At 69.1% G+C, this 16,817-nt stretch carries 20 protein-coding genes and 1 pseudogene; 7 read left to right on the top strand and 14 right to left on the bottom strand.

The genetic code is table 11. From position 1 onward, the window contains the following. Window positions 1-81 precede the first annotated feature (81 nt). On the bottom strand, window positions 82-990 hold the full coding sequence (locus tag BST15_RS03995) for a sigma-70 family RNA polymerase sigma factor (protein ID WP_046189630.1): 909 nt from the start codon (window positions 988-990) through the stop codon (window positions 82-84). Between the two features lie 72 nt (window positions 991-1,062). On the opposite strand from BST15_RS03995, the gene BST15_RS04000 reads away from it, so the two are divergent. Then, the gene (locus BST15_RS04000) at window positions 1,063-1,416 is read left to right on the top strand and encodes a DoxX family protein (RefSeq protein ID WP_046189631.1); all 354 of its coding nucleotides are present in this window, start codon (window positions 1,063-1,065) and stop codon (window positions 1,414-1,416) included. A 1-nt stretch (window position 1,417) separates the two neighbouring features. On the opposite strand, the gene BST15_RS22520 is transcribed toward BST15_RS04000, so the two are convergent. Next, window positions 1,418-2,005, bottom strand: a complete 588-nt coding sequence (locus BST15_RS22520; RefSeq protein WP_046189640.1) for an isochorismatase family protein — start codon at window positions 2,003-2,005, stop codon at window positions 1,418-1,420. 54 nt (window positions 2,006-2,059) lie between these two features. Further along, window positions 2,060-2,431 (bottom strand): annotated as a pseudogene (locus BST15_RS22525) (DUF2784 domain-containing protein); the annotation flags it as partial. A gap of 34 nt (window positions 2,432-2,465) precedes the next feature. Between BST15_RS22525 and BST15_RS04010 the strand changes: the two are divergent. Next, window positions 2,466-2,978 (top strand): RDD family protein, encoded by a 513-nt coding sequence (locus BST15_RS04010; protein WP_046189632.1) that lies wholly within the window; start codon window positions 2,466-2,468, stop codon window positions 2,976-2,978. A gap of 3 nt (window positions 2,979-2,981) precedes the next feature. Here BST15_RS04010 and BST15_RS04015 read toward each other — a convergent pair whose 3' ends face one another. Further along, entirely contained in the window at window positions 2,982-4,490 is a 1,509-nt protein-coding gene (locus tag BST15_RS04015; protein WP_046189633.1) for a carboxylesterase/lipase family protein, read from the bottom strand. A 263-nt stretch (window positions 4,491-4,753) separates the two neighbouring features. Here BST15_RS04015 and BST15_RS04020 point away from each other — a divergent pair, with 263 nt between their 5' ends. After that, window positions 4,754-5,452 carry a hypothetical protein gene (locus tag BST15_RS04020; protein ID WP_046189634.1) on the top strand — a complete coding sequence of 233 codons (699 nt, stop codon included), beginning with the start codon at window positions 4,754-4,756 and terminating at the stop codon, window positions 5,450-5,452. Window positions 5,453-5,455: 3 nt separating this feature from the next. On the opposite strand, the gene BST15_RS04025 is transcribed toward BST15_RS04020, so the two are convergent. Next, complete coding sequence (locus BST15_RS04025) at window positions 5,456-5,794, bottom strand: beta/alpha barrel domain-containing protein (RefSeq protein WP_082103951.1); 339 nt, start codon at window positions 5,792-5,794, stop codon at window positions 5,456-5,458. 141 nt (window positions 5,795-5,935) lie between these two features. Between BST15_RS04025 and BST15_RS04030 the strand changes: the two genes are divergently transcribed. Continuing rightward, the gene (locus BST15_RS04030; RefSeq protein ID WP_046189636.1) at window positions 5,936-6,271 is read left to right on the top strand and encodes an RNA polymerase-binding protein RbpA; all 336 of its coding nucleotides are present in this window, start codon (window positions 5,936-5,938) and stop codon (window positions 6,269-6,271) included. 41 nt (window positions 6,272-6,312) lie between these two features. Here the strand turns inward: BST15_RS04030 and BST15_RS04035 are convergent, their stop codons facing one another. The 4 genes from BST15_RS04035 to BST15_RS04050 all read right to left on the bottom strand — a co-directional run bounded on the left by BST15_RS04035 (window position 6,313) and on the right by BST15_RS04050 (window position 10,980). After that, window positions 6,313-7,065, bottom strand: a complete 753-nt coding sequence (locus tag BST15_RS04035; RefSeq protein ID WP_234708324.1) for a polyprenol monophosphomannose synthase — start codon at window positions 7,063-7,065, stop codon at window positions 6,313-6,315. Then, a complete protein-coding gene (lnt, locus tag BST15_RS04040; protein ID WP_083070818.1) occupies window positions 7,058-8,839 on the bottom strand; it encodes an apolipoprotein N-acyltransferase in 1,782 nt (593 codons plus the stop codon). Before lnt ends, BST15_RS04035 begins: the two co-directional genes overlap by 8 nt. Next, window positions 8,832-10,364 (bottom strand): amidohydrolase, encoded by a 1,533-nt coding sequence (locus tag BST15_RS04045; RefSeq protein WP_046686444.1) that lies wholly within the window; start codon window positions 10,362-10,364, stop codon window positions 8,832-8,834. The genes lnt and BST15_RS04045 overlap by 8 nt, the downstream gene beginning before the upstream one ends. A 115-nt stretch (window positions 10,365-10,479) precedes the next feature. Next, the gene (locus BST15_RS04050; protein WP_083070820.1) at window positions 10,480-10,980 is read right to left on the bottom strand and encodes an FxsA family protein; all 501 of its coding nucleotides are present in this window, start codon (window positions 10,978-10,980) and stop codon (window positions 10,480-10,482) included. Window positions 10,981-11,054: 74 nt separating this feature from the next. Here BST15_RS04050 and BST15_RS04055 point away from each other — a divergent pair, with 74 nt between their 5' ends. Continuing rightward, complete coding sequence (locus tag BST15_RS04055) at window positions 11,055-11,756, top strand: dienelactone hydrolase family protein (protein WP_046188276.1); 702 nt, start codon at window positions 11,055-11,057, stop codon at window positions 11,754-11,756. Window positions 11,757-11,800: 44 nt separating this feature from the next. Here the strand turns inward: BST15_RS04055 and BST15_RS04060 are convergent, their stop codons facing one another. From BST15_RS04060 to BST15_RS04070, 3 genes are all read right to left on the bottom strand, one after another. Further along, window positions 11,801-12,196, bottom strand: coding sequence for a PPOX class F420-dependent oxidoreductase (locus tag BST15_RS04060; RefSeq protein WP_046188275.1), 396 nt, complete (start codon window positions 12,194-12,196; stop codon window positions 11,801-11,803). 32 nt (window positions 12,197-12,228) lie between these two features. Beyond that, window positions 12,229-12,546: a hypothetical protein gene (locus tag BST15_RS04065; RefSeq protein WP_046188274.1), complete on the bottom strand. Its 318-nt coding sequence runs from the start codon at window positions 12,544-12,546 to the stop codon at window positions 12,229-12,231. A gap of 139 nt (window positions 12,547-12,685) precedes the next feature. Further along, window positions 12,686-13,435, bottom strand: a complete 750-nt coding sequence (locus BST15_RS04070; protein ID WP_046188273.1) for an SDR family NAD(P)-dependent oxidoreductase — start codon at window positions 13,433-13,435, stop codon at window positions 12,686-12,688. A gap of 35 nt (window positions 13,436-13,470) precedes the next feature. On the opposite strand from BST15_RS04070, the gene BST15_RS04075 reads away from it, so the two are divergent. Next, complete coding sequence (locus tag BST15_RS04075) at window positions 13,471-13,884, top strand: F420-dependent biliverdin reductase (protein WP_046188272.1); 414 nt, start codon at window positions 13,471-13,473, stop codon at window positions 13,882-13,884. On the opposite strand, the gene BST15_RS04080 is transcribed toward BST15_RS04075, so the two are convergent. Further along, the gene (locus tag BST15_RS04080; RefSeq protein WP_046188271.1) at window positions 13,881-15,014 is read right to left on the bottom strand and encodes a M24 family metallopeptidase; all 1,134 of its coding nucleotides are present in this window, start codon (window positions 15,012-15,014) and stop codon (window positions 13,881-13,883) included. The genes BST15_RS04075 and BST15_RS04080 overlap by 4 nt on opposite strands. 35 nt (window positions 15,015-15,049) lie before the next feature. On the opposite strand from BST15_RS04080, the gene BST15_RS04085 reads away from it, so the two are divergent. Then, window positions 15,050-16,015, top strand: a complete 966-nt coding sequence (locus BST15_RS04085) for a 5'-3' exonuclease (RefSeq protein WP_083070821.1) — start codon at window positions 15,050-15,052, stop codon at window positions 16,013-16,015. Window positions 16,016-16,036: 21 nt separating this feature from the next. Here the strand turns inward: BST15_RS04085 and BST15_RS04090 are convergent, their stop codons facing one another. After that, window positions 16,037-16,765, bottom strand: coding sequence for a DUF4333 domain-containing protein (locus BST15_RS04090; protein ID WP_046188269.1), 729 nt, complete (start codon window positions 16,763-16,765; stop codon window positions 16,037-16,039). Window positions 16,766-16,817 lie beyond the last annotated feature (52 nt).

Genomic DNA, 16,817 nt, shown 5'->3' on the forward strand with positions numbered 1-16,817 from the left:
GTGTCATCTGGCACAGACGTTCCCCTCACACATCGGTTCGCGTGACCCATCAAAGCAGAATCGGGCTGCCGTGAGCGCTCCTCAGGTGTACTTGCTGTCGAGTCCAGGGTCCGGAAGTTGCAGGGTCGCGGCACGCAGTCGCTCAGCACCACCGGCGATGTTCAGGGCGTGGATGCGCCCGTCGGCTCCGATCTCGACGCGTAGCAGGGCCACCAGGCGGTCGCCCGGCGCGATCGCGATACCCGGAGCTCCATCGATGAGCAGCACAGCACCGGCGCGCGTGCGCTCGGTGAAGCGGCGGGTCTCGGTGGCGACTTCGGCGGCACCGCGGATCTCCACCGCAACGCCGTCGGGCAGCAATACCGGGTCGGCTCGGCGCACGACATCGGGCGCCAGCAGCTGCAACAGCGCCGGGATGTCGCCACCGCGCGAGGCGGACAGGAATGCATCGACGATCCGCAGGTGTTCGGCGCGCAGTGCCGGCCGCTCTGCGGGTGCCGCGTGAAGTCGTGCCCGGGCGCGGCTGGCCAACTTCTTGGCGGCGTCTGGAGAGCGATCCAGCAGCGGGCCGATCTGGTCGAACGGGAGGTCGAAGACATCGTGGAGCACGAACGCGACGCGCTGTGCCGGTGATAGCTGGTTCAGAACCACCAACAGGGCACGGCTGATCGCCTCCGAACGCAGTACTTCCTCGTCGGCGGCCGGCGCGGCCATGGCCGGGGTGTGATCACGTTCGGGTGCCTGCGACAGGGATTGCTCGGCCCGCCGCGAGCGCGTTCGCAACTGATCCACGGCGACGCGCGCGGTGATGGTGGTGAGCCAGCCGGGCACATTGTCGACCGCGGCCAGATCGGCTCTGCTGGCCTTCAACCAGGCTGATTGGACGGCGTCCTCGGCGTCTGCCGCCGAGCCCAGCAGATGCAAGGCCACCGAATGAAGACGCTGACGTTCGTCCTCGAACCGTTGGGCCAAAACATCGGGGTTGCTCATAGGTCACCTTTCCCGCGCGGGAGTCGTCATAGAGATATCGCCATATCCACCGACGACAGAAAGAGCAACAACATGAGCGTACCGACCCTGACCGTGGTGACGGTCGCGGCAACCGCGGCCATCACCATCGCCATCGCGATCGCCGACTTCGTGCCGGCACAGTTCGTTCTGGCCAATTCGGCGCAGGTCGGCGTGCCGAGGTCGTGGTTAGTGCCGCTGGGTGCAGCAAAGCTGGCCGGCGGCGTTGGACTGCTCGCCGGGCTCGCCGGCTTCACCGCGGTCGGGATCGCTGCCGCGGTGGGGTTGGTCGCGTTCTTTGTCGGGGCCGTCGTGGCGCATGTGCGGGCCGGAGTTTTCTACAACATCGGTTTTCCGGTCGTCTACCTGCTGGCATCGACGGCGTCGTTGGTGGTGCTGCTGGCGTGAGTCAGCCGGATAATGGCGACTGATCGGCCTCTGCCAGGGCGACACCGGCGTCGCGCATCGCTGCCAGCGCGGCAACGGTTCGCTCGGGGGTGGTGCCTGCGGTCAGATGTGGCAGCACAGCGGTGTCAAACCCGGCCCGGACGGCGTCTACGGCGGTGGCTCGCACGCAGTGGTCGGTGGCCACACCCACCACGTCGACGCTGGCTACCTGGTGCCGGCGCAGCCAAGCGTCCAGCGTGGTGCCGTCGGCGTCGGCTCCCTCGAACCCGCTGTACCCGGCACAGTAGGCACCCTTGCGAAAGACCGCCTCGATGCGGTCAGTGCTCAGCGCGGGATGAAACTGTGCCCCCGGGCTTTCGGCCACACAGTGCGGCGGCCAGGACGTCTGGTTGTCCGGGCAAGCGGAGAAGTGCTCGCCCGGGTCGATGTGCCAATCCTGGGTGGCCACCACATGCGCGTAGCGCTCGCGCGCCGCCGGGCTCCGGAGGTAGCGGCTGATGGTGGCGGCGAGTGCGTCAGCGCCATCGACCGGAAGCGCTCCCCCGCCGCAGAAATCGTTCTGCATATCGACGATGATCAGCGCCCGCATGCGTTCACAGTATCGTCGGCGGCGCAAGGCTTCTCGCGTGCACAGTGCCCAGGACACCAGGACTGTCACCAGCACCGCGGCGTCGATACCGGTGGTCCAGGTGGCCGGATAGAGCACCCCGGCCAGATAGTGGGCGATAAAGCCTTCCGGCGGCAGCGGCGCCATTCCGGCGGCGGTACGCGCCCGCCGCTCCAGCCAAGTCAGTGGGCAGTCCCACCGCGCCGCGACGATCAGCACCGCCCAGCAGACCGCAGCACCATGCAGCCACAGGGTGCGTGGTGCGCGCAGCCCGATAAAGCCGCCGACCACGACATAGCCGACGAACGCCAGATGTGTTGCGACGATCAACACCACCGCGCTCAAATACATCGCTGCGCGTTTCGCCCTCCGCAGAAACCACTTCCGTCCCTGGGCGTCACGGTACATTGGCGAGCATCCAACGTGGTCAGGAGCGAATCTGATGGCAAGCGGCGATTTCGGCCCGAACGGCCCTGGTTACGGACCCGGATATGGCCAGCCCGGCGGTTATCCGCCGCCGCAGGGCTGGGGCCAGCAGCCCGGCGGTCTGGGCAGGCGTTTTTGGGCCCGCGTCATTGACGGTCTGCTGATCGGGGTGGTGGCGTTCTTCCTGTCACTGTTTCTGTTCTCCGACGATTACCCGTTCCTGGTGACCGGGCTGTTCTCCGGGGTGCTGACGTTCGGCTACTTCGTGCTGTTCGAGACGTCGCAGGGGGCTACCCCGGGTAAGCGGCTGTTGGGCCTGGCAGTACATGGGCCCGACGGAGTCTCGAAGCCGACGTCATCGCAGGCGGCCGTGCGCAATTCATTCACCTTGCTGGCGGTCGTGCCCTACCTGGGCCCGCTGCTGGCCTTCGTGGCCTACGTCGTGATCGCGGTGACGATCAGTGGTAGCCCGACAAAGCAGGGCAAGCACGATGAGCTGGCGGGCGGAACCCGAGTTACCCGGTCCTGAGGTTCAGCGGGCCAGCGTGAAGCCCTGCCAGGCCTTTCGGCGCTCCGGGGCCGGGTCGTATTCCAACCGCGACCTGCGGTCGAACACCATGACGGCCCGCTCCCCAGCGGTGTAGGCAGGCCAGCCGTCGCCCGGCGCCCCGGTGCGGCCGAACGCGCCCCAGCGGCGCTGCACGTGCTTGCTGACCTGCAGCGCCGTCCGGCGGTCTGCGCCGGCGGTGAGCAGCCGACCGAATCCACCGTTGCGGTACACATCGAACACCGCGAACAGCTCGGTGGCATGCGTGGCGCCCATCCCCGCCCACCGCAACATCCGTGGCGCATAGTCATACCGGTAGACGTAGGTGGGTGCATGGGCGCCATGGGCTTCGGCGATCTGCCACACCGCGGCGTTGAAGGCGAAGTCGCCGCCCAGGCGGATGCAGGCCGACCGCTTCGGATAGTCCGGGTAGGCGGCGATGATGCGGTCGCGCACCCCGTCGCCGGCACCGGCCAGGACCGCCTCGACCGAGGGTTCGTCGACGGGCAGCATCCGCAGGAACCGGGTGAACAACCGCCCCTCATCGGCGTTGCTGCCCACGATCAGCGGAACGCGATGGGCGGAACCCGTCCGCATCGCCTCAACCGGATCCACTGGCAGCACGTCGTCCCCGCAGACTGGGCCGATCGGAAACGCGCCCAACATGTCTCGGTTGCCCTCGGCGATCAGCCGGTCCTGGGCGGCCAGCAGCTCGGACGTCGACACCCGCAGCAGAGCCCGGGCGCTGTCGGAGGGACGTACTCCCAGCAACGCCGCGAATCGTTCGGCGAACGCGGCGGCAATCTCGTTGTTGCGCACCAGTCCAGCCGCCGGGCTCTCGGCGATCGCGCGGGTGAACAGGCCCTCCGCTGCCGGGACCGCCAGCAGGGTCGCGACGGCGTGCGCGCCCGCACTCTCGCCAAAGATCGTGACGTTGTCGGGGTCGCCGCCGAAGGTCGCGATGTTCTCCCGCACCCAGCGCAGCGCAAGGACCAGATCGCGCAGGTACAGGTTGCTGTCCAGGGTGACATCGGCGTTGGACAGCGAGGACAAGTCCAGGCATCCGAGCGCGCCCAGCCGATAATTCATCGATACGAAGACGCATCCGCGCCGGGCCAGGGCGGCGCCGTCGTAGATGGGGGTGGCCGAACTGCCCATGATGTAGCCGCCACCGTGGATGAACACCATGACCGGAAGCGGGCCCGTCTCGGTGTCCTCCGGCGCGGTCACGTTGAGGGTCAGGCAGTCTTCGCTGGTGGGCTGGAACCGGCCCGGTGCCAGCAGGGTGTAATAGCGCTCCTGCGGCGCGCATTGGGTGAATCCGTGGCAGTGGCGCACCCCGGACCAGGGCTCGGCCGGCTGGGGCGCCCGGAACCGCAGCGGGCCCACCGGCGGGCGCGCGTATGGGATGGATCGCCATCGGCGCACCCCGTCACGGGCGAAACCCTCCACAATGCCGCTGGTGATGGTGGCCTGCACAGGGTTTTTATGCATGAGCCGAACGGTAGCGAATCACCCGGTGGTTAGCGAACCTCGACGCAGGAGAGGTGAAGCTGGACCACCGCGTGGGCCCGGTGGTTAGCGAACCTCGACGCAGGAGAGGTGAAGCTGGACCACCGCGTGGGCCCGGTGGTTAGCGAACCTCGACGCAGGAGAGGTGAAGCTGGACCACCGCGTGGGCCCGGTGGTTAGCGAACCTCGACGCAGGAGAGGTGAGGCTGGACCACCGCGTGAGCAGCGCCGGTTAGCCTAACGGCATGCGTCTCACCGGGCTGATCGCCGTCCTGCTGTTGGTCGCCGGATGTTCGGGCGCCAAGGTCGGCGAGCCGGAGCCGACCACGTCCACTGCCGCCACATCCACGTCAGCGCCGCCCTCGACGTCGGTGACGTCGTCGTCGGCAAAGCCCGCGGGTCCCCCGGCCGCTGGGGCCGCGATCGCCGACGTGATCGCCTGGGTCGAGGCCGGTCGGCCGGTCGATGCCGCGGTCTATCACCAGGCCACCCGCGACGGCGAGGTCACCGACCTGATCGACGACGTCGCTTTCACCGTGTCGGCCACCCCCCGCCGCGCCACCGCCTGCATGACCGATACCGGAGCGCCCGACAGTGCGCTGGCCTGTGTGGTGGACCTGGTGAACCCGCCGGCTCAGCCCGAGGACATCTACGGCGAGTGGAAGGGCGGCTGGGTGGACTTCAGCGGCAACACGCTGCAGGTGGGTTCCGCACACGGTGATCCGGGGCGGTTTGTGCACGGCGACGGGGCCGAGTTGCCCGATGGCTCCGCGTTGTCCTTCGGCGACTACCGCTGCCGGGCGGATCGAGTCGGGCTGTTCTGCGTGAACTACGCGCACCGTTCGGCGGTGCTGTTGAGCCCGGAGGGTGTCGGAACATTCGGCTGCCTGCACCCGGTGCCTCCGCCGGCCGACGCCGGCAAGCTGTTCAGCTGCGCCAGCTGACTCTCACCGCCAGCGATCGGCCGAATCGACGGCCTGCAACAGGATGTCGCACAGATGCCGCAGCTCCTCATGCGGAGCGCCTTCACCCAAGGCCGTGGAGATGTCCTCGGCAGCGCATCGCACCTGGTAGACGCGGTCAGACAGGGCCGTCGCCTCGTCGGCGGAGAGCACCACCGAGTCTGGTGCCAGCGCGGTCGTCTTCCCGCTGCCGATCAGGGCGCGCTGCTCGTAGGCGCGCTGTCGGCAGGACTGCCGGCAGTATTGCCGCCGCCGCCCGATCCCAGCATCTCCCACGTCGCGGCCACACCATCGGCACGGCTGGGGGCGGGGACTGCGTGGCACGTCTGCACACCTTAGTCCGGAAGCCGCGACGATCCCGGTATCATGGGAGGTCGCGCCAGGGTGCGCCGGGAACTTCACAGGGTTCGCTCGCGTTGACCATCGCGAGGCATATTTCATTGATAGGCATAAGGAGAGTGGGTCATGGCTGATCGTGTTCTGCGGGGCAGTCGGCTGGGAGCCGTGAGCTACGAGACCGACCGCAACCACGACCTGGCGCCGCGCCGCATGGCGCGCTACCGCACCGACAACGGCGAAGAGTTCGAGGTTCCCTTCGCCGACGACGCGGAGCTCCCCGGCACCTGGATGTGCAAGAACGGTATGGAAGGCGCACTGCTCGAGGGCGACGTGCCCGAGCCGAAGAAGGTCAAGCCGCCGCGCACCCACTGGGACATGCTGCTGGAGCGCCGCTCGGTCGAGGAACTCGAGGAGCTGCTCAAGGAGCGCCTTGAGCTGATCAAGACCAAACGGCGGGGCTGAGCCCTCGGCTCTGCCCGTCAGGCGCTGGCGACCGCGGCGGTCTAGCCGCGGGCGCCGCGCAGCCGGTTCACCCGGCCGCCGATCCCCCACCGCGCGACCTTGACCATGGCCTCGCGGATGTTGGAACCACTCATCTTGGATACGCCCAGCTCACGTTCGGTGAACGTGATCGGCACTTCGGTGATGGTGAAGCCGTTGTTGACCGCCCGCCAGGTCAGATCGACCTGGAAGCAGTACCCCTTCGAATCGACCGCGTCCAGGCCGATCTTCTCCAGCACTCCGCGACGGTAGGCGCGGTAGCCGGCGGTGATGTCGTGGATTCCGACACCGAGCAACACGCGCGCATAGGTATTGGCGGTCTTGGACAGCACCAGCCGACGCACCGGCCAGTTTCGTACCGTCCCGCCGTCGACGTAGCGCGAGCCGATCGCCAGGTCCGCTCCGGCGTCGATGGCGTCGAGCAACCGGTACAGCTGTTCGGGTGCATGGCTGCCGTCGGCGTCCATCTCCACGATCACCTCGTAGTCGCGGTCCAGGCCCCAGGCGAATCCGGCCAGGTAGGCGGCGCCCAGTCCGGCTTTGGAGGTGCGGTGCATCACGTGGATGCGGGTCGGGTCGGCGGCCGCCCGCTCGTCGGCGAGTTTGCCGGTGCCGTCGGGGCTGCCGTCGTCGACGACGAGGACGTGCACATCGGGGCGGGCCTGCTGCAGCCGGTCGAGGATGATCGGCAGGTTCTCCAACTCGTTGTAGGTGGGGATGACCACCAACGTGTGCAGGCTGGGACGCTCACTCATGGGCGCCGTTCCTCCCGTTCTCCGCATCGGCGCCGGTGCGGCCCCGTTTGTTGTGACGTCGCGTCAACCGCACGCGCATGAAGTTTCCATTTTGCCGTATGGCGGCGACCAGGGCCGCAACGGCCGCTCCGAGCAGCGCCCACTGGATGGCCGGCCCCCACTGGGTGGCCGGCGTCAGCGAGGTCTTCAGGTGCAGGCGACCCTCGAGATAGCCGGGTTCGAAGAAGGCGGTGCGGGCGAGCTCATGGCCGTCGGGGGCGATCATCGCACTGATCCCGGTGGTACCGGCGACGACGACGTAGCGATCGTGTTCGACGGCTCGCACCTTGGCGAACGCCAGTTGCTGTTCGCTCATGGTCTGGTCGAATGTGGCGTTGTTGGTCGGTACGGCCAGGAGCTGGGCGCCGGCGAGCACCGATTGACGCGGAGCGCGGTCGAAGATCACCTCCCAGCAGGTGGCCACCCCGACCGGGACGCCGGCGACGTGCACCACGCCGTCGCCGCGGCCGGGAACGAAGAATCCCGCGCGGTCGGCGTAATCGGACAGGTGGCGGAAGAACCCGCGCCACGGCAGGTACTCGCCGAACGGCTGCACGATCCGCTTGTCGTGGCTCTCCCCCACCCCGGTGTGCGGATCCCACACCAGCACCGAATTGGATGCGACCGGGTTGTCTCGGGTCCAGCCGGGCGCGGCACGGACCGTGCCCACCAGGATCGGCGCATCGATCGCCTGCGCGGCCAGGGTGATCTGCCGCGCGGCATCGGCGTTCGTCACGGGGTCGATGTCGGAGGCGTTCTCCGGCCAGATCACGAACAGCGGTTGCGGGGCGCGCCCGTCGGCGACATCCTCGGCCAGGCGCAGGGTCTCGCGGACGTGATAGTCGAGCACCTCTCGGCGCTGGGCGTTGAAGTCGAGCCCCAGCCGCGGCACGTTTCCCTGCACGGCGGCCACCGTGATGGTCGGTTCGTCGCCCGCGCCCACCCCGGAACGACGCACCCCGGGCCACACCACGACGGCGGTGAGCATGACCAGACACAGGCACAGCCCGGGCAGCAGCACCGCGGGCGCACGATCGGTGGATTCGGGTGTCGGTGCACCGCGCAGCCACCGCACGATCTCCAACGTCAACGCGGCTCCCGCGCAACCGAGCAGTGCCACGCCGGTGGACAGCAAGGGCGCTCCGCCGAGTGCGACCAGGGGCAGCAGCGGGCCGGCGGTCTGGCCGTATCCCACTACACCCCAAGGGAATCCACCGAACGGAAAGGCCGTCTTCAGCCACTCCTGGGCAGCCCACAGCAGCGCAAACCAGACGGGCCAGCCGGGCAGGTCTCGCACCGTCACGGCGGCCGCGCCGAACAGCGCCGGAAACAGCGCGCACATCAGGGCCAGGGCCAGCCAGGGCAGTGCTCCGACCAGGCCACCGACCCAGGGCAGCAGCGGCACGTAGAACGCCAGGCCGCACAGCAGGCCGTAGCCGAAGCCCCCGGCAATGGTGGTCTCTCGGCGCACCAGTACCCAGGCCAGAAGTGCGAATGCCAGCACCGCGGCCCACCACCAATTCAACGGCGGGAAGCTCGAGCGCAACAGCATGCCCGCGCCCACCGAAGCGGCCAGTGGTGCCCAACGGTCGGCCGCGGCGATACCGAGGCGCTCCACCCGATTCGGGCCGGCCGGGTCGGGGGCGGCGGTCGGTTCATCGACCGGCACCTCGAAGATCTCCGTGGCCGGTTCGGGCTCGGTCTCGGCCGCCGGCGTGCCGGTGAGCTCAGCCATGAAGGACCACGCCACGGTGCACGGTGCGCAGGCAACGCGGGCTGGCGCCGGCTTCAAGCACCGGCAGCGCCGGCACCCGTGCGCGCGGGTCGGTCGACCACCGCTGGACGGTGTCACGCGGAGCTTCGACAGCGAGCGTGCTGGTCTCCCAAACCGCATAGGAGGCGGGAGCGCCCGGAACCAGGGTGCCGGTGATGCCGTCGTTGATCCCGGCGGCGCGCCAGCCGCCCCGCGTCGACGCCGCGAACGCGGCCCGCACCGACACCGCCCGTCCCGGGGTGCGGTGATGTGCGGCGGCGCGTACCGCCGCCCAGGGATCCAGCGAGGTCACCGGGCTGTCGGAGCCGAACGCGAGGGGCACGCCTTGGGATGCTAACAGCGCAAACGGGTTCATCCCGGCGGCTCGCTCGAGGCCCAACCGTTGGGCGTACATGCCGTCTTCGCCGCCCCAGAGGGCGTCGAAAGCGGGCTGCATGCTGGCGATCACGCCCCAGGACCCCAGTTTGGCGGCCTGCTCGGCGTCGACCATCTCCAGATGCTCCAGTCGGTGCCCGCAGCGAGCCACCGCGGCGACCCCGAACTTCGCCACCACCCGTTCCAATGCCTCGACCACCGATGCCGCCGCGGCGTCGCCGATCACGTGGAATCCGGCGGTCACCCCTGCCTCGGTACAGGCCCACAGGTGGGCGGTGACCGCGTCGGTGTCCAGATGGCACACCCCGGTGCAGCCGGGGGCATCGGCGTAAGGCTCGTGGAGCAACGCGGTGTGCGAGCCCAGTGCCCCGTCGATGAACAGATCACCGCCGAGCCCGCGAGCGCCGGTGGCCTCGATCAGTGCGCGTGCCTGAGCTGCGGTGCGGACCGGTTCGCCCCAATAGCCGATGACCTCGACTCCGTGGCCCCCGTGGCTCAACGTGCGCAGTTCCTGCCAGTCGTCGAGGCCGCCGATGTCCGGGCCGGCGCACTCGTGCACCGCGACGATCCCGGCAGCGGCCGCGGCGTCCAGAGCCGCGACCCGTGCCTCGGCGCGCTGGGCCGCGGTGAGCAGGGTGCCGGCCGCGGCGCGGACCAGGTGGTGCTCGTCTCCGGACAGCGGGGCTTGCGCGTCGATTCCCGCGGGCAGCCCGGGTACCAGGTTGCGCAGCGCGGTCGAGGCCAGCGCGGAATGGACGTCGGCGCGTGACAGATACGCAGGCCGATCCCCCACCACCGCGTCCAGGGCCTCGGTGGTGGGGGCCGCTGCGTCGGTCCAGCCGGACTCGTCCCAACCGTGTCCCCGGATCGGCTCCCCCGGATGTGCTGCGGCGTACTCGGCGATCAACTGCAGGCAGTGCCGTGCCGAGGTGGCCGGCCGAAGGTCCAACCCGGTGCGGCACAACCCGGTCTCGGTGACGTGGACATGGCTGTCGACGAAGGCCGGGGTGACCAAGGCCCCCTCTAGGTCGTGTACCTCGGCCTGCGGGAACTGGTGGCGGCCGACATCGTCGCTGCCCAGCCACACCACCAGCCCATCCCGGACTGCCATGGCGGTGGCATCGGGATGACTCGGGCTGTGGACTCGCCCCCCGAGCAGTAAGGACGCAGGTCTGGCGGTCACAACTGTCACGACGTAGAAAGTACGGGTCGGCGCTGGCTGCGGGTCAGCCGACCGGGAGGGCGCGCTGGGGCCCCTCGGTGTCGTCAGTGACATCGAGCCACTCGGCGTCGATGTAGTCGGCCCGGCTCCCGGGCACCCGCCGGCTGCTGTACCACTGGCGGCCGATCGTGGCGGCCGCCAGCAGCGGGGTGTGCCGGCCCAGCGCCGTGGCGGCCACCGCGGCCAGCAGGGGGCGGGCGGCAGCTCGGGTCTGGGGTGCCAGGAGCAGCAGACCCAGCACGGTGGTGACCGGGCCGGGAACCAGGACCAGCACGGTGCCGGCCGTGACCAGCCCGCTGTCGGCGAGCACACCGGGATCGGCGGGCTTGCGTAACCGATGGATCTGGCGCTTGAGCTGGGCGCTCGCCAGTATCAACCCGGCCAGGAACGCGCCCAGCAGGAGCAGCGTGGTCCAGCCGAAACCGAACGCCCAGATCAAGGCGGCAACCGCCGCCACCTCGACCACGACGTACAGCCCGAAGAACCTCAGCACAGCGCTCACCATGCCCTATCAACGTGCGGGCCGGGAAGGTGGTTCCATGCCTGTCGCGGGGACGGTCGGGCCGCAATACTGAGGCGATGACGATCATCCGACTCGAGGCGCCCGCCGGTCCCCTCGACGCCCTGCTGGAAGTTCCGGACGGGCCGGGGCCGTGGCCCGGCGTGGTGCTGATCCACGACGCGATCGGGTATGGCCGGGATATGCAGGCTATCTCCGAACGCGTCGCCAGCGCGGGCTATCTCGCGCTGTCGCCGAACCTGTACTCCCGCGGTGGCCGGGCGCGCTGCATCACCCGCGTGTTTCGGGACCTGCTGACCCAGCGCGGGCGCGCCCTCGAGGACATTCTGGCCGCCCGAGACCAGCTGCTGGGCATGCCGGAGTGCTCGGGCGCGGTAGGGATCGCGGGCTTTTGTATGGGCGGCCAGTTCGCCTTGATCCTGTCGTCCAGGGGATTCGGCGCCGCTGCTCCGTTCTACGGTGTCCCTCTGCCCCGGCACCTGGAGCAGACCCTGGACGGCGCCTGCCCCATCGTCGCCAGCTTCGGTGGCCGCGACCTGATGGGCAAGGGCGCCGCTGACCGGCTCCGTCAGGTGGTCGAGGGCAAGAACATCGAGCACGACATCAAGGTGTATCCGGGGGCGGGGCACAGCTTCGCCAACCAGTTGCCGGCCCAGCCACTGATCCGCATCGCAGGTTTCGGTTATGACGAGGCCGCGACCGCGGATGCCTGGGAGCGGGTGTTCGCATTCTTCGGCGAGCACTTGAGCACTGTGTCGTGACGGTTCGGGATCGGCCCCGCAGCCGGCGGCGCGGGTGTTTCGGTCTAGCCGGCAGCCGGCTCGGCCGCGGTGAGCGCCAGGCCGATATTGGTGCGCATGCCGCCCCGCAGCTTGCTGAAGAAGTTGAACACCGGACCGATGAGCGGGTAACGCTTGCCGATGGCTGAATAGACGGCCCCGTTGTCGGCTTTGTCCAACACGGTGGCAACGGCTTCGATCGGCTCGCTCTTGGGGCGCCCCCGCACATCGCAGATCGCCAGGGTGACGCGCGGCGTGTTGCGGATCCTTCTGACCTTCCAGGACGACTCCTGCGTGATCACCAGGAGGCGATCACCGTCGGGTGCGGCCCATACCGGGGTGGGCTTGGGCCGCCCATCCTTGGTGAACGTGGTGAGCAGCACGTAGTCAGACTTGGCGATCTGGGCGAAAGTGGGGGCCATGACCGCGAACCTACCCCTGACGCGCGCGTTTGTTACAGCGGCGGGCGGTTAGCGATGGGGTACAGATCGGCGAGCTTGGGCAGCGCGGGGCTGGGCTGCTCGGCGTCGACGAAGTCTGCCACCGCGTCCAGGGTGATGAGCCCATAGCGGACCAGCAGATCAACCGCGTTCAGTCCGAAGTGGGTGGCCACCTTGATCAGGTTGTCCGCGGTGATCAGACGTCCTTCGTGGGCGGCCTTGTAGTAGGCGGATTTCCGGTAACCGAAGGCTTGGTATACCTCTGTCGCAGGAAGCGGCCGTCCGACCAGGTACGGCAGCACGACCGAGGGGTCTTTTTTGCGATCGTCCATGGTTTTCGACTCTAGATCCTGTCATGTCGAATAGTTAAGAGAATTAACCGGAAATTCTTCATATTTTTCGACCCGCCAGGTATGTCGGATCACGTCCATATCGTACGAGACGCCCGACTCTCGCCCCCGCGGGGGGATGTTAACGGGGCATCCGGCGCCAGAGGGTTTGCGGCAATGCCTTGAGCACCGTGAACAACGGGCGCAGGGCCCACGGCACCCACACACTGCGACGGCCCCGACGCAGCGCCCGGGCTGCCGCCGCACCCACCTGCTGCGGAGTGCTGGACAACGGTGCCGGATCCATACCGGCCGTCATCCGGCCCACCACGAAACCTGGCCGTACGATCAGCAGCCGCACTCCCGTGCCGTGCAGCGAATCGGCGAGCCCGCTGGCGAAACCCTCCAGGCCGGCCTTCGCCGAACCGTAGACATAGTTGGCCCGGCGCACGCGCACGCCCGCCACCGAGGAGAACACCACCATCTGGCCGCGGCCGGCGGCCCGCATGGCCACGGACAGCTCTGTGAGCAGGCTGATCTGCGCCACATAGTCGGTATGCACGACGGCCACCGCATGTGCGGCATCGACCTCGGCGCGGGCCTGATCGCCCAGGACGCCGAAGGCCAGCACGGCGGTGCCGATCGGCCCATGTTCTTCGATGATCGACGCCACCAGCGCGGCATGGCCGGTGAGGTCGTCGGCGTCGAACTCCTTCGTGTGCACCGCCGCGGCCCCCGCGGCCCGCACCGCCGCCACCTCGGCGTCGAGCCGATCGGCCGACCTCGCGGCCAGCACCACCGTCGCCCCCGGCGCCAACCGCTGCGCCAGCTCGGCGCCGATCTCGCTGCGGCCACCGAAAATCACCACCGGCCCGTCAACCGTGTCGTTCACGGCTGTGATTATCGCCTGCGCTAGCGTGGGCGGTGATGGCGAACGCGACGACTCGACTGACCAGTGACGCGTTGGCGTTTCTCACCGAACGCCACCTGGCGATGCTGACGACCCTGCGGTCCGATGGCTCACCGCACGTGGTTGCGGTGGGATTCACCTTCGATCCGAAAACCCATATCGCCCGCGTGATCACCACGGGTGGTTCGCAGAAGGCGGTCAACGCCGAGCGGGCAGGGGTTGCGGTGCTCAGCCAGGTCGACGGGGCCCGCTGGCTCTCACTGGAGGGCAGCTCGACGGTCAGCGACGCCCCCGCGGCCGTTCGTGACGCCGAGCTGCGGTACGCCCAGCGCTACCGCACTCCGCGGGTCAATCCGCAACGCGTCGTGATCGAAGTCCAGGTGGAACGGGTGTTGGGCTCATCCGACCTGCTCGACCGCGGCGACCGCTAACCGGCCGATTCGCGCACCGGCACCACCACCAGGTCGTGGGGCCGATTGTTCACCGACTCCGCCCCGTCGGCGGTGACGATCACGATGTCTTCGATCCGGGCTCCCCACTGGCCGGGAAAATAGATCCCGGGCTCGACTGAGAACGCCATTCCCACGGCGAGTTCGTCGTCATTGCCCGCAACGATGTACGGCTCCTCATGCACCGACAGGCCGATACCGTGCCCGGTGCGATGCACGAAGTAGTCCGCCAAGCCCGCCTGCGCCAGGACATCGCGGGCCGCCGCGTCGACCTGCTGGGCCGTCACTCCGGGCCGGACAGCGGCCACCGCGCTGCGCTGGGCCTCCTGGAGGGCAGAATACCGCTGTGCGACAACGGAATCAGGCTCGCCCAGGCTGTAGGTTCTGGTCGAGTCGGAGTTGTACCCCGGCTCGACCGGACCGCCGATGTCCACCACGACGATGTCACCGGCCTGCAGCACACGGTCGGAGCACTCATGGTGCGGGTCGGCGCCGTTGGGACCCGAACCCACAATGATGAAGGCGACGTCGGAGTGGCCTTCGGCCACGATCGCCTCGGCGATATCGGCGGCGACGTCAGCTTCGGTGCGTCCGGGCACCAAGAACTCCGGTACCCGGGCGTGCACTCGATCGATGGCCGCGCCCGCCCTGCGCAGGGCGTCGATCTCGCTGGGGTCCTTGACCATACGCAGATCACGTAAGACCCCGGTGGCCAACACCGGTGTCGTGCCGAGCACGTCGGCCAGGGGCAACAGGTGCAGAGCGGGCATCGAATCGGTGACCGCCACCGCCGCCGGACCGCCCAGGGCCTCGGCGACCAACCGGTACGGGTCCTCGCCGTCGACCCAGTCGCGCATCGCGATCCCGAGGTCGGCCGCCGCCGATTCCCGAAGCGCCGCCAGCTCCAGGCGCGGCACCACCACGGTCGGCGATCCCGAGACCGGCAACACCAGGGCGGTGAGGCGCTCGAATGTCTGGGCCCGGGAGCCGATCAGATAGCGCAGGTCGTAGCCGGGCGTGATCACCAGGCCGGCCAGGCCGGCTTTCGCGGCGGCGGCGGCCGCGGCGGCCAGTCGGTGGGCGTAGACGCTGCTGTCGAACCGGGGAGTCACGCCATCAGGCTAACGGGCCAAATAGGCTGGACGCCGTGTCTGCTCCCGTGTTGCTGCTCGACGGCGCTAGTATGTGGTTCCGCTCCTACTTCGGGGTGCCCTCCTCGATCACCGCGCCCGACGGTAGGCCGGTGAACGCGGTTCGCGGTTTCTTCGACAGTGTGGCCACGCTGATCACCCGTCAGCGGCCCGACCGGCTGGTGGTCTGTCTGGACCTGGACTGGCGGCCCCAATGGCGGGTGGACCTCGTCGAGTCCTACAAGGCGCACCGGGTGGCCGAGGAGGCCTCGGCAGATGCCGCCGATGCCACCGACATCGAAGAGGTGCCCGACGACCTGAGCCCGCAGGTGGAGATGATCGCCGAACTGCTCGAGGCCTTCGGGATCGCCACCGGCGGCGCGCCGGAGTTCGAGGCCGACGACGTGCTGGGCACCCTGGCGGCGGCCGAACGGCGCGATCCGGTGATCGTGGTCAGCGGTGATCGCGATCTGCTGCAGGTGGTCACCGAGCAGCCGGTCGAGGTGTCGGTGCTCTATCTGGGTCGCGGGCTGGCTCGGGCCACCCTGTGGGGGCCCGGCGAGGTGGCCGAGCACTATCGCCTGCCGGTGGAGCGGGCCGGAGCCGCCTATGCCGAGCTGGCGCTGCTCCGCGGCGACCCTTCCGACGGCCTGCCCGGCGTGCCCGGCATCGGCGAGAAGACTGCGGCCGGCCTGCTGACCCAATACGGCTCGCTGGCGGCGGTGCTGGACGCAGCCGCGGACCCGGGATCTGCGTTGGCCAAAGGTGTTCGAGCGAAAATCCAGGCGGGCCGGGACTACATCGACGCCGCTGGTCCGGTGGTGCGGGTCGTCACCGACGCCCCGGTGACATTGTCGACACCGTCGGACACACTGCCCCGGGTGGCCGCCGATCCAGCGCGGGTGGCCGAGCTGGCGCAGCGGTACGGGGTGGGGTCGTCGATCGCCCGGCTCCAGCGAGCCCTGGACGCACTGCCGGACTAACCGCCGGCTGGCGCGGGCCGCCTACTTGGGCCGGCCGACCTCGTAGGTGCCCGAGTTGTCCTGGAAGGTGACGGTCACCTGGCGTTTGGTTCCATCGATGCTGACCTCGCAGTTGAACGTGTCACCCTGCTTGACCACCGGGCTCTGCCCGTTGTTGCACCGGACATCCTTGACGTTCTTGGCGCCGTAGCCATTGGTCTGATCGGCCAGGATCTGCTGCACGCCTTCCTGCGCCTTGTCGATGTCGAGCTTGGTGGTCACGAAGAAGCCGGGCTTCCAGAAGCCCAGCACCAAGAGCACCAGGACAGCGATGGCGACCGATCCCGCGAGCACGGGTCCGACCACACCCGACGACCGCTTGGTCGCGGTGCCCGGCGCCGGGTACTGACCCGGCTGCTGCGGGTACTGGCCGTACTGGCCGGGTTGACCGTACTGCCCGGGCTGGCCGGGCTGCCCGTACTGACCCGGCTGGCCATAGGCAGCGGGCTGACCGTACTGGGCGGGCTGGCCGTAGGCGGCCGGCTGACCATACTGCTCGGGCTGCGGGTAACCCGGATATTGCTGTGGCGCAGCGGGATAGCCGCCCTGCTGCGGGTACTGGGGGTACTGCTGCGGCGTGTAGGCCGGGGGCTGCCACTGCTGCTCAGCGCCGGTCGCGGGACCCTGTCCGGTGCCCGGCTGGTCCTCGGGCTGGCCGGGCTGCTGAGGCTGCCACGGCTGCGTCGGGTCGTATCCCTGCGGTCCGCTCATCGTTGTTCCTCAAGTCCTCTCGCGTAGCGGGTGCTGATCACCGCCGGCTCTC

This window comes from Mycolicibacter arupensis, from assembly GCF_002086515.1.
Classification (GTDB): domain Bacteria; phylum Actinomycetota; class Actinomycetes; order Mycobacteriales; family Mycobacteriaceae; genus Mycobacterium; species Mycobacterium arupense.